Consider the following 12,808-nt stretch of genomic DNA (forward strand, 5'->3'; position numbering starts at 1 on the left):
GACATCATGGCAAAACCACCAAACCCTCCGCTACCTTCATCAAGCCATTCCCCCGCTCATCAACAGAAAAGAAAGCCGCTCATACGCCTGTTGCGCCTACTTCTCTGGATGATCGCCATCATGGTAACGAGTATGCTCGTGCTCACGTTATATCTTTATTCACGTCCTCTTCCCACTCCAGACATCCCTCTGACAACCACTGTCGTCGACCGACATGGGACCCTTATAGATCAGTTGGATCAAGGAGAACACCGGGACGCTATCCAACGGAATGAGATTTCACCTCATCTCATTCATGCCACACTGGCAGCGGAAGATCAAACTTTTTTTCAGCACCACGGGTTTTCTGTACGTGGTATTACACGTGCCATCTGGGTGAATATGCGTTCCGGTAAGCTATCCCAAGGAGCAAGTACAATCACACAACAGCTTGCACGCAATCTCTATCTTTCGCACGAACGGACATGGGCGCGCAAATGGAAAGAAGCCTTATATACCATCCAATTAGAGCTTCATTATACCAAAGATGAGATTTTGACTATGTACTTAAATGAAATTTATTACGGTCACGGTGCATATGGGGCTGAGCGCGCGGCTCAGCTATATTTTCATCAATCTGCCAAAGAGTTGGATTTAGCGGAGAGTGCCATGCTAGCCGGAATTCCGCGCGGTCCCAAGTACTACTCTCCTCTATTGGATGAAAAACGGGCGAAAGAGCGACAAGCTGCCATCCTAGATAACATGAGGGAGAATGGATGGATTAGCGAGGAGGAACAACGAACAGCTAAAGCAGAAACACTAACTTTCTCTTCTCCCCCTGCTTCCACCCCTTCCGCCGCTCCCTACTTCCGCGATATTATTCTGAAAGAAGCGACCGCTCAATATGGCATACCTGAAAAAGAGTTGCTCACTGGAGGTTTTACGATTTACACCACCTTGGATCTAGACAAACAGCGAGCTGCGGAAGAAGCCATGAAAAAATATATTGGGAGTGGCTCGTTGCAAGGTGCTCTTGTTTCGCTTGAACCCCGAACTGGAGCCATCGTCGCCTTAGTTGGTGGGAGAGACTATCAGGAATCACAATACAACCGTGTATTTGCCAAAAGACAGCCGGGGTCCATCTTTAAGCCAATTCTCTATTTAGCAGCCTTGGATCAAGGTTGGAAACCAACCACCAAAATCTTGAGTAAGCCCACCCGTTTCACCTATGAGGGAGGAGTGTATGAGCCTCACAATTTTCATGATCAATATGCCAACAAACCTATTTCATTACGAGAGGCGATTGCTCGCTCCGATAATGTGTATGCTGTTCGTACGCACTTTCAAATTGGTCGAAATCAAGCCGTTGCCATGGCACACCGCTTAGGGATTCATGGTGAGATCCACCCTCATCCCTCGTTGGCACTGGGTACGGAAACAGCTACTCCCATGGAAATGGCAACTGTGTATGCTACACTCGCTTCTCAGGGGATACATGCAGAACCACGAGGAATCGTCCGCATCGAAGATGCCAATGGGAATCCTCTCTCCAGAAATCACGTCACTCCCATTCGAGTAGCCTCTGATACGAAAACCTTTTTACTTACAGATATGCTAAAAGGAGTGTTGCAACCAGGAGGAACCGGTCGTCGTATCCAACAGCTTATTGGCGACCTTCCGGCCGCAGGCAAAACAGGGACCACCGAGTGGGACTCCTGGTTTGCTGGATACACTCCCGACTTGGCTACCTGTGTCTGGGTCGGAAACGATCAGCATCAACCGCTCCCCTACCAACAATCCCGACTCTCGCAATTTGTTTGGGGGACCTATATGAAGAGCATCCGCTCCTCCTACGAGGGACGAGACTTTCCAGTTCCCGATGGGGTTACTCAAGTAAGCATCGACTCGGAAACGGGTTTACTCGCTACTCCCCATTGCCCGCATACACACAAAGAATACTTCTTAAGCGGTTCAGAACCAAAAGCCAAGTGTGCGGCTCACGCACCTTCTCTGCCAGAATTGGACGGCCCACAAAAAATGTGGGATAAAATCAAGAGGTGGTGGTCTTCATGATCGACCACCACCTCTTGATTAACATTCTTCGCTTCCACCCACTTCGCCATCTCCATCTGCGAAGAGGCCATCGTTATAGAGCGTGATTAAACCCGCTTGATCTAGCTCTTTCATGACTTCATACAAACTATCACGCTTCTCTGATGGAAGCTGGTTTACAAATTGATTAACCTGTTCCGGTTCCACATTAGGAGTAAAATGAACTCCTCCGTGACGAGCAAAGTGATTCTGTTCTTCTTCCATCAGCTAATCGCCACCTTTTAGAGATGAACTCATCCTCTAGGATGGGGAAATGAGAAGAAGAATAAACCAAAAGCTTCGAGGAAAATAATTCTATTTTTAGACACTGAAAGAGCGGGCTTCTGGGCGCCCGCTCTTTCAGTGTCCTAGCAAATATGGTTCCGCGATCACACTTCCCTTAGAAGTGTATCTTGATCACATATCTCTTTTTCAGTTTACCGTGAACCACTCTGTTCGACAAGTTTTTGCCGAAATTTTTCACATAGCGTTCATTTTTCTCCACTGAATTATTCCTCGTGGTCCCCAATCCACTATGGCAAAAACGGATGAAGAGCAGCGGAGTTTTCCCACATCTCTTTGCTATTCGCTAACAGTAGTTTTTTTAGAGCCCCTTTTTCGATCTCATTGAGCCCTTCTATTTTAATTTTTCCTTTTAATGCATCATCCAACCGGTTCACATGGTAGGCTAAGTTCTTCCACCCTCTACGCGTTTCATGATCAATTCTCATCGGACAGGCAGTGACTCCCGCATAAAATGGGCCTTGCTCATTGCGGTCTAGGGAAACCCACACTATCCAGTAAGTCTTCCCTTCTGGAGCCACATCCTCTTCAGCTGAAAACTTAATACCACGTTCTATACGACTTTTCGCATGAATTAAACCTAGGTCAATTTTGGCCTCATCTTGATCAATCAAGACAGAGGATAAGTTGCTCAGGTTAAAGGTTCCAGTAGAGTAGCCTCCATGGGTGGTGGAATCATCGCGAAGTATATTGAACTGATTTTTCTTTTTTTCCTTCATCTAACCGCCCCCTTTTCCCCTTGTATTGTACCGATCATACAGTGAAGAGGCAAGGGAGGCAAGGAACAAGGGAAGATAGGGAGTATGCCCCAATCATTATCCTTGTTGCCTCTTTCCTGTCCCACGTGCTCACTCACCTGTCACTTCTAAAAGTGCCTCTTCTGGATTTTCTTCCAAATCATAGGGTTCATCTGTTTCTCTGATCGTACTACTGGATTGGCGGATAGGCAAATGAATATTAAAGGTGGTTCCCCTACCCGGTTGACTGGTAACATGAATATGCCCCCCATGTTCAGAGATAATACGGTGACAGATAGAAAGGCCCATCCCCGTTCCATCCCCCTTGGTTGTAAAGAAAGGATCAAATATACGGGAGATATATTCAGGCTGAATTCCATACCCGTTGTCTTGAATGCGAATACTAATACGGTCCCGCAATTCTTTCCACCGAATCCATACACAACCCTTTTCTCCCAAAGCTTCAAGAGCGTTTTGTAGCAAGTTGATCAACACTTGCTTTAATTGTTCCGGATCTGCTTCTATCGTCAAGGTGGAGGAAGGAGGAGAAGAATTTAGCTCATGTCCCATCAAAAAAGCCTTCGGTGTCATCAATTGAATAACATCTTCAATCAGAGAATCTAATTCAATTGTGGAAAATTTAGCCGGCTTTTTATCACTTAAATGGAGAAATTGACGCAACAGATCATTGATGCGATCAATTTCGGGAAGAATGATCGACTCCCATTTCTTCATCTCTTCTGATTCTTTCGCTGATATTTGAATAAACCCGCGAATAGATGTAAGGGGATTGCGAATCTCATGAGCCAATCCAGCTGCCAACTGGCCCACCGCCGATAATTTCTCCAAGTACCGCCGTCGCTCTTCTACTTGATGACGTATTCGTTGCTGTTGGATTGAAAGTCGTTTTTCTGCCAAGCGAATGAGACTGGAGGCTGATTTTGCTTCCTCAGGATAAGTAGCAGCACCTTGGCAATAGTTGATGATGGTTCGTTCAGTCCGCATACTAGCGATCACATTCTCTACTTTTTCTAAACAGTAGCGCAATACAGCTTCATCACCGATAATACCGATCGCAAATTGGTCTCCGTCATAACGCGCCACTTGGGCATAAGGAGGTAAATCTTTATTGAGTTGGCGAGCCAAACGGACGAGTAACTCATCCCCTGCGTCCATACCTTCACGCACATTCACTTGTTGAAAGTCCACCAAATCAAAACAAATCACGTGATAAGACTGACCTGGTGCACACTTCGCTAAATGACGTGTCACTTGTTCTTGAAATCCACTTAGATTATAAAGACCTGTCAGGTAATCACGGCGTGATGTCTCTTCTAACTCATTAATGTATTCATGTAACCGTCGATAAGCTTCATTGACTGTATGTAGTAGCTCTTGGTTCTCTTCTTTCATCACTTGTACAAGTACACGTGCCCGTTGGATCATTCCACCCATCCACAATAAAGCTGCAAAAAGGATAATCGAACCCGCCACCATGGTCAAGTCCCATTCCTCACGTCCCTCAAAGATTCTCTTTCCCCAGAAGGTGAGATAGAAGAGACCACTGATCACCCAGTGGGGAGGTGTCGTGAGTGTAGTCAATAGAGTGGCTGTCGAAACCAGGTAAAAACCGAGAGCCCAGTCATCGGTAAGAATAGCAACTTCATCGAAGAGGAGAACGATTGCCAGACAGACGAATACACACAGATAGGAGCGAAAGGCGGAAGTTCGTATACGCTCCAGATAGCCTACTCTGGCAGCTACCAAAATAGAACCAAGAAATCCCAATCCAATAAGAACTGAAGCCCCCATCCATCGTAATTGCTCTGATCCAGTCAACAGTAATATGGAGTCATCAACCATTCCCTTCCCACCCCTTGAGGACGACCATGTGCATGCTTCTAATCTATGCTACCTTCCATACAGAGGGGATCAAACCCTTCTCTTCGACAAAATCTTTATTGGCCCTCCCTATTAGAAGCTTAGAAATACGAAAGAGCAAGAGGCACCCTCTTACTCTTTTCGAGCAAATGCATTTACTCATCCTATTTTCTATGTATACGGTATTCTCACTCTATCAGAATACCATAAATCCCCTCAAAATGACTAGAAAAAGCGGTTTTTAGGAAGAGAGCTCCCAAGAGGTGAGTTGCTGGAGGAAAGAAAAGAAACAAAATTCCTGATCTCCATCCTTTCCTCCAATCCCACTCTCCACCCTGCTTACTTATCGAAAAAATGTAAGTTTTTTTGACAAATATTCCTCTCTCCTCTTTCTTTAGCCTAGCTGATTCATCACTTTTTGTCGTTCCATGTGTGTCCTCTGTTCTGAGTCACGCCCTCTCCCCTGATTGGTGCTCAAAGCCGACTCTTCTTTGCTTGAATAAGTATCTTTCCACTGTGGTGACTCTTGTTTTCTTACAGGCATCGATCCATTATCGGGAAGAGTCGTCGGATGACGGAGGGGATTCGTCTGTACGGGTGTCTGTTGTGGGATGCTCATCAACGTATGCTGAACCGTTTCCTTTAAGATATTCTTAATCTCTTCACTACGGTAGCCATTCTCTAACTTAGTTACCCATTGATAGAGAGATCCGTCTTCAGTAGAAAACGTTACATTGCGTTGCGTCGGTGCCAACTTGAGTTGTTGTTGCAGTCTTTCTACAAAAGCGGATGGGTCCGTAACAGAATCGAGAGGGAAATATTTTCCTCGTAAATAAGATTGAATACAATACTTAACTAAGATCGAAAATTGTCCTTTAGGCAACATATCATACCAATAACGAAGCAACCGATCCTTTTTCCCAATATAGACACCTACTGTGATTGACACAGTACATCCCTCCTAGTTGATTTTTACACATGAGCCTGTCCTGTACTCCCATGAAAGACGACCGAGCAACAAAGAAGAACAACAAGAAAGCAGAAACAATTTTTTTCTCTTTTCTATCATTATTTTATCAACTGTAATAATATAATTTCAATGATAGTTTCTGTCGAAATGGTTCGATTATTGTATTTTAGCTCGTTTTTTTTTCGACCCTAAAAAATGTTTCTCGCTGTTCTCATAGTTGTTTGTCGTTCTGACATGATTATATGCGGCAGTCGCCTTCTATATTCGTCCCACTAGGAGAGAGAATTCTGCAATCAAGAGGTGATTTTTCGATGATTTTTCATAATTAAACGATATGGCTTCCGGTTCTCAAGATGTGAGAAAACACTGAATCGCGGGCTCGTATTCACTTCATAGATCCAGAAATGTGCATCTGGATCAATTCCCATATCAACACCCAGTTCCTTCAAACCAGGATAACGGTGCTCTAGTACATGGGCAATTTCATAAGATACTTCAGTGAGTTCTTTATAGAGTAACTCCTGATAAGATATGTTGGAAGTAACATATTGTAAAGACTTCTCTATCGAGATGGCTTTCCTTCCTTTGCGGCTATTCGTTACAATCTCCCCTGGAGCTGCTATTTTGGCAATCATTCCTGATAACTCCCACTCCCCCTTGGGTCGTTGTAACAAAATCCGATAATCAAAAGGGCGACCCTCGATAGAAACACTCTCAATGCCGCGTTGAATCAAGTATTTACGATTGGGTAACATCCACTTGCGAAGCTGTCCAAACAACGCTTTATGGCTTACCGTTCTTTTTAACCTGCGGTATCGAACTTCCACCGACGAAGGACTCAACTTTTTCACACGAATGATTCCTACCCCTCCTCCTCCTTTGTCAGGCTTAATATAAAGAAGGTTGTACTGCCTAAGCATCTCCTGTAGATCCAGTGCAGTTAGCCACCTCGTTTCCGGTATATAAGTCGCTACAACCGCACTTCTTTCCAACACCTTTGTCTTAGACATTTTACTGGCAACTTGTCGGTATCTACGATTACCCATACCTTTCCCCTCCTAGTACGGCATGCATATCAACATATGGTATTCACATCCTCTTGCAATCGACTCATCAGTTCGCCCATGTCCATGTGGTAAACTAAAGAGGAGCAAGGGTATCTATCATGGAACGAAAGAACCATCACTCTTTGCACCACGGATGACTATTCCCATAGAGTGGTGGATATAAATGAGGATAATCGGAATTCATAGACTCAGTTATAGAATAGGGGGACTTCGCATGAGTGCATTCATCATGGTGGTCGAAGATGAGAAACCGATTGCAGATATTATCGAATTTAATCTACAGAAGGAGGGGTACCAAGTAGAGTGTGTTCACGATGGACATACTGCTTTGGAAAAGATTTTTCAACAACCACCCGACCTACTGCTGTTAGATTTAATGTTGCCTGGCGTCGATGGTGTCGAAATTTGTCGGCAAGTGCGACAAAAATACCAACTGCCTATCATTATGGTTACTGCCAAAGATTCAGAGGTGGATAAAGTACTGGGACTCGAATTAGGTGCAGATGATTACGTCACCAAGCCCTTTAGCAACCGCGAATTGCTTGCGCGTATTAAAGCCAACTTACGTCGCTCTGCTTCCCGTTCAACACCCGACACCACTGCCAATACAGACGAAACCGTGAATGTCGGCAAAATCAGTATTGATGAAACGCGCTACATTGTAAAGAAACAACAAACAACCATTGACCTCACTCATCGTGAGTTTGAATTGCTTCTCTATATGGCTAAACATGTTGCTCAAGTCATGACGCGCGAACACCTCTTACAATCCGTGTGGGGATACGATTACTTTGGTGATGTCCGCACGGTAGATGTGACCATTCGCCGCTTACGCGAGAAAATAGAAGAAGATCCCAGTCAACCACAATACATTATTACTCGACGCGGTATCGGTTACACACTGCGTGATCCTGAGGCATCTAACGAATGAGACAACGCCTGTCACACTGGTTTTCCAAAATTAACAGTGTTCAGTGGAAATTGGTCTTTATTTACATTTCTCTGATTCTCATCTCTATGCAACTCATCGGGGTCTACTTCTTTCGTGAGCTAGAAAACTACTATGTTAAAGAGTTTAAGGATAACCTTTATTTCCAGGCCAATCTCTTATCAGAGTCCGAGCAACTGAAAGCGTATATTATAGAGCCAACCAATTCACAAGAAACAGAAGGGGAGATTAATTCCCTCATTGACGATCTCTTCATTCTCGGTCGTGGCACGTCCAGTAAAGGCGGGGCAAGCTTACAAGTGTTAAACCAAGAGGGGATCGTACTAGGGGCGGCCTCTAATACACAGAATAAAGAATTGATCGGGCAACGAAATATTCGTGCTAACAAAGCCCTCAATGGACAAGAAACCAGTTCCATCCGCATCAACCGATATGGTAATCGCATCCAAACCTATACCAAACCGATTAAAAATCAGGGCAGGGTTATCGGGGCGATCTATATTGAAGCCAACATGGAAGAAACCTACGACAGTATCCTGGACATCACGAAAATCCTAATCAACATTACCATCGTCACTGTACTTTTAACCGCACTCCTCGGATTCGTATTAGCTCGTACGATCACCAATCCCGTCAAAGAAATCACGACGCAAGCGGCCGCTATGGCGGGAGGAGACTTCGATCAACGTGTCAAGGTCAAAAGCTTAGATGAGATTGGACGCTTAGGTGTTGCTTTTAATGATCTGTCCGCACATCTACACGAAGCACTTTCCCAGAAGGAAGAGGAGAAGAGAAAGCTAGAGTCTGTACTCGCGAACATGAGTGATGGGGTCCTAGCCGCCGATTCGATGGGAAGGATCATTGTTTGGAATGAGCGCGCAAGAGAAATCTTAAAACGTCCTTTCGAAGTAGGAGATCCACTATCATCCGTCCTTCCGCTAACTGAATCCCCTTCGTCACCACTTCTTGAGCAAAGAGAAACACATCTAGAATTAAAGCGGGAAGATCATGTGGATTCCTTAGTAATCAAAGTAACCCTTACACCCATTCGGCGTCCCAATCAGGAATCCGTAGGGGTGATTGCGGTTCTACAAGATGTGACAGAAGAGGAGAAACTGGATCGTCAGCGCAAAGAGTTCGTGGCAAATGTCTCCCATGAACTACGAACTCCTCTTACCACCATTATTAGCTACTTAGAAGCATTACAAGATGGCGCACTAGCCGAACCAGACTTAGCAAAGCGCTTCACCCATGTTGCACATCAAGAAGCCGAGCGAATGACACGCTTAATCTCTGATTTACTACAATTATCCCGCTTAGATGCGAACCAACTTCGGTTAAATCGGCAACCGATTTATATCGAAGAACAATTGGAGACGGTAGCAGACCGTTTTGCTGTCCCTCTCAAACAAAAGAACATTCATTTTACACTCTCGCTGGCACCTCAATTGCCCAAAGTATATATTGATCAAGATAAAATTGATCAGGTATTAGATAACCTCCTTTCCAATGCAGTAAAGTACACTCCAGAGGGAAACTCCATCCAACTTTCCGCTCATCGACGTGTGGATGGGGCTGTAGAGGTCTCGATTAAAGACACAGGCTTAGGAATACCACAAGCAGATTTACAACATATTTTTGATCGTTTTTATCGCGTTGACAAAGCCCGCTCCCGTAGCATGGGTGGAACAGGTTTGGGATTATCTATTGCCCGGGAAATGGTACACGCACATGGGGGTCATATCTGGATCGATAGTGAGGAAGGGATCGGGACATCTGTCACCTTTACCCTACCCTCTTGTGAAGCGGAGGTGATGGAATGAGAGAACATCTGAAGACGTTCGTACTCATCTCCTTAATCCTATTAAGTTTCATCTTAACGAGTACATTGTGGTATAGTTCCCCTTCATATGAAGAGAGTGCACGTGGAGATTATTTAAGTCCACCACTCGGAAAGGAAAGGAAATTACTTTATGAAGTGGTCTCTCCTCATCAACTCATTTTTCATGACCAAGGGAAAACATCTGCCGTTTCTGCCGATCATGTCCTTTATCAAGATTTGATCAATAAGATTCATTATCTCCCGCTACAAGGCTCTCTTTCTTCCATCCGTCCAACAGCGAAGGATTGGGAAGCGCGCTATGTAGAGCAGCCGGGAATCGAGCTGCGATTTACGCATAAACTTCCATCTGATGTGATCAATGCTTTCTTCCGATCACCGGTGAAGACGGGAGAAATAGACTCGTTCAATCGCATCTGGATTTCGTTAGAAGAGAATGAGGATGTACTCAGTATCTGGTTCATTTCCGATACAGACGAAAAAATACTGGCAGCGGAAACCATCGTGGATAGCTTAGATCAGTGGATGGTAGCGCTTCGTAACCAAGAACTTCAAGAAGTAAAACCCATCTATACTCGCGATCCTTGGAATGAAGACGATACTCCTGAACAACAAGTACTCTATCCACAAGCGTTTTACATTCCAGTTAGCGATCTCTTGCTAGAGAAACTTACTTATCCATTAAAAACGATTGCCATCAATGATATGAAAAATTTTCTTTTGGATCCGTCAGCCAGTCGCTTTCCGTTTAAAGAGTATGTTGTCTACCGATATGGTAATCGCAAGTTAACTCATGAAGAGGATATCAACTATATCTCATTTCAGGACCCGCCTTCTTTTCCACAGGCATCCTCCTACACACCTGCAGAAGAGTTACAAGCAATCAATAGCTCTATCAATACGCATAACGGCTGGACAGGAGAGTATCACCTAGATACGATAGACGTAGATCCTAATGATGAAATGTATGCCTACCAGTTTCGCCTGTTGGCTCACGGTTTGCCCATCTACGCCAAAGAGGAGGAAAAAGGGTTATATACCATTCGACTCAAAGGGTCTCCATCAGAAAGGTTGATTGAGTATAACCGCTCCCTTTACTATTTCTCCAATGATGTGAAGGCTCAAAATACCCTTACCCTGGCTAGTGGAAAAGAGTTACTCAAACAGATTTCCTCTGCAAACATCGATGTCAATCAAGTGGATAACCTCTTTCCCGGATACCGCGCCACTGTGAATGATGCGCAGATATCTCTCGTACCTGTTTGGGTTGTAATCCAGAAAGATGGCACGGAGCACTTGCTCCAATCCCCATAAGGAGGCACGGGTATGGATTGGAATCGTGCAAAAACCATTCTCATTATTGCTTTTTCCGCTCTCAATCTCTTTTTGGCGATACAAGTTTATCAAACATGGGAAAAGACAATGGAATTGAGTGATGCACAAAACATTACTCCACGTGAGCTGGAACAACTGATGGAGGAAAGTAATATTTCTTTGCAAACAAATCTTCCCGAGGAGAAACCAGCAGAAATCGTTTTGAATGCCACCTTGAAGGAAATGGACGCAAGCTGGAAGATGGGTGAAGATGGGTACTACGAAAAAGAATTTAACAATCCACTTACTTATAAGAGTGAGGCGGAACGTCAACAAATTCTTGAGCAATACGTCGAAGATTTTTCTCATTATCAACAGGACGAATTCCTGTCCACCTCATCAGTGATCGTCTATCAGCAACAATGGGATGGTTTATCATTGTTTGATGCGACACTAACCGTAACGCTTACGGAAAAGGGTATCCGCTCAATCCAGCTCATCCCCTTCTCCATTTCTGAAGAAAGCCGCTCCAAAGAGAGTGTCTATTCCGCACAAAGTGCGTTATTCACCTTGATTGAAGGTGGCAATGTTCCGGATGGCACCATGATCACCGACGTTCAACTAGGGTATCATGGTAAAAACTACGAGGCGCAAGAATATGATCTTCTCCCTTCCTGGCGAATTACCACGGCTGAAGGGGCTGCTTATTATGTCAACGCCTTCTATGGTGATAGTGAACCCCTTCTGCTCCCTAATCAAGGTCGAAAGGAGGAAAATGAATGAAATTTAGCGTTTTAGCCAGCGGAAGTACAGGAAATGCCATTTATATCGAGACAGACGAAGTCCGCCTCTTGATTGATGCAGGCCTAAGCGGAAAAAAAATCGAAAATCACCTCGCCACCATCGGAGTAGACCCTCAGTCGCTTCATGCACTCATTGTGTCCCATGAACATATCGATCATGTCAAAGGCCTAGGAGTACTTGCACGAAGGTATAAGCTCCCCATCTATATGAATCAGGGGACATGGGGTGCCTTGCCTTCTTCTGTCGGAGCAATCGATTCGTCACAATGTCATACGATCGACAATCGATCGGCTTTCACCCTTGGCAACCTATCGATAACCCCTTTCCCTGTCTCCCATGATGCGGCCGACCCCATTGGTTTTCGTTTTTCCACTGAGCAAACCGCTCTTGGTTTAATCACAGATACAGGCTATATTAATCAACAAATGATTGATCATGTTACAGGGGTGGACTCCTTAATATTTGAATCCAACCATGATACAGACATGTTGCGCATGGGCCCTTACCCTTGGAATACCAAACGCCGTATCCTAAGTGATGTTGGACACTTGTCCAATGTGGATGCCGGTGAAGCACTTGTCGAAATCCTACGTGGTGTGGGAGAAAACGTCTACCTCTCACACCTTAGTCTGGACAACAATTTAATCGATCTCGCTCATCTAACCGTTACCGAAAGGTTGAAGGAAGCTGACTTTCGAGTTGGGGAAGAGGTTCACCTCTTTCCTACCTATCATGATCGCCCAACGCCGCTTCGCTCTGTTCGTGGACAAGCAGTCACTACCTAGAATCTGTACGGGCAATCGCTAAGATAGATCCCCTTGCCAAAGAAGCGTTTCTGTGCGAAAATCAAAGCAAAAAAAGGGAGAAACCCTT

At 44.7% G+C, this 12,808-nt stretch carries 11 protein-coding genes; 6 read left to right on the plus strand and 5 right to left on the minus strand.

Annotation, left to right across the window (positions count from 1 at the left end):
- Positions 1 to 6: 6 nt before the first annotated feature.
- Positions 7 to 2,052 (plus strand): transglycosylase domain-containing protein, encoded by a 2,046-nt coding sequence (locus AC6RGY_RS09385; RefSeq protein WP_499862267.1) that lies wholly within the window; start codon positions 7 to 9, stop codon positions 2,050 to 2,052.
- 18 nt (positions 2,053 to 2,070) lie between these two features.
- Here AC6RGY_RS09385 and AC6RGY_RS09390 read toward each other — a convergent pair whose 3' ends face one another.
- The 5 genes from AC6RGY_RS09390 to AC6RGY_RS09410 form a co-directional block, all read right to left on the minus strand.
- Entirely contained in the window at positions 2,071 to 2,295 is a 225-nt protein-coding gene (locus AC6RGY_RS09390; protein WP_499862269.1) for a hypothetical protein, read from the minus strand.
- Between the two features lie 308 nt (positions 2,296 to 2,603).
- Positions 2,604 to 3,092: a YwhD family protein gene (locus AC6RGY_RS09395; RefSeq protein ID WP_499862271.1), complete on the minus strand. Its 489-nt coding sequence runs from the start codon at positions 3,090 to 3,092 to the stop codon at positions 2,604 to 2,606.
- Between the two features lie 129 nt (positions 3,093 to 3,221).
- Positions 3,222 to 4,973 (minus strand): sensor histidine kinase, encoded by a 1,752-nt coding sequence (locus AC6RGY_RS09400; RefSeq protein ID WP_499862273.1) that lies wholly within the window; start codon positions 4,971 to 4,973, stop codon positions 3,222 to 3,224.
- Positions 4,974 to 5,385: 412 nt separating this feature from the next.
- On the minus strand, positions 5,386 to 5,940 hold the full coding sequence (locus AC6RGY_RS09405) for a hypothetical protein (RefSeq protein ID WP_499862275.1): 555 nt from the start codon (positions 5,938 to 5,940) through the stop codon (positions 5,386 to 5,388).
- A gap of 314 nt (positions 5,941 to 6,254) precedes the next feature.
- The gene (locus tag AC6RGY_RS09410) at positions 6,255 to 7,007 is read right to left on the minus strand and encodes a YheC/YheD family protein (protein WP_499862277.1); all 753 of its coding nucleotides are present in this window, start codon (positions 7,005 to 7,007) and stop codon (positions 6,255 to 6,257) included.
- Between the two features lie 235 nt (positions 7,008 to 7,242).
- On the opposite strand from AC6RGY_RS09410, the gene yycF reads away from it, so the two are divergent.
- From yycF to AC6RGY_RS09435, 5 genes are read left to right on the plus strand one after another with little or no spacing between them, the layout of a single operon-like run.
- On the plus strand, positions 7,243 to 7,959 hold the full coding sequence (gene yycF / locus AC6RGY_RS09415; protein WP_499862279.1) for a response regulator YycF: 717 nt from the start codon (positions 7,243 to 7,245) through the stop codon (positions 7,957 to 7,959).
- Positions 7,956 to 9,800: an ATP-binding protein gene (locus AC6RGY_RS09420; protein ID WP_499862281.1), complete on the plus strand. Its 1,845-nt coding sequence runs from the start codon at positions 7,956 to 7,958 to the stop codon at positions 9,798 to 9,800. The genes yycF and AC6RGY_RS09420 overlap by 4 nt, the downstream gene beginning before the upstream one ends.
- Positions 9,797 to 11,131: a two-component system activity regulator YycH gene (gene yycH / locus AC6RGY_RS09425; RefSeq protein WP_499862284.1), complete on the plus strand. Its 1,335-nt coding sequence runs from the start codon at positions 9,797 to 9,799 to the stop codon at positions 11,129 to 11,131. The genes AC6RGY_RS09420 and yycH overlap by 4 nt, the downstream gene beginning before the upstream one ends.
- A 12-nt stretch (positions 11,132 to 11,143) precedes the next feature.
- Complete coding sequence (gene yycI, locus AC6RGY_RS09430) at positions 11,144 to 11,914, plus strand: two-component system regulatory protein YycI (protein ID WP_499862286.1); 771 nt, start codon at positions 11,144 to 11,146, stop codon at positions 11,912 to 11,914.
- Positions 11,911 to 12,720 carry an MBL fold metallo-hydrolase gene (locus AC6RGY_RS09435; RefSeq protein WP_499862288.1) on the plus strand — a complete coding sequence of 270 codons (810 nt, stop codon included), beginning with the start codon at positions 11,911 to 11,913 and terminating at the stop codon, positions 12,718 to 12,720. The genes yycI and AC6RGY_RS09435 overlap by 4 nt, the downstream gene beginning before the upstream one ends.
- Positions 12,721 to 12,808: the final 88 nt, after the last annotated feature.

The organism is Mechercharimyces mesophilus (assembly GCF_059818345.1).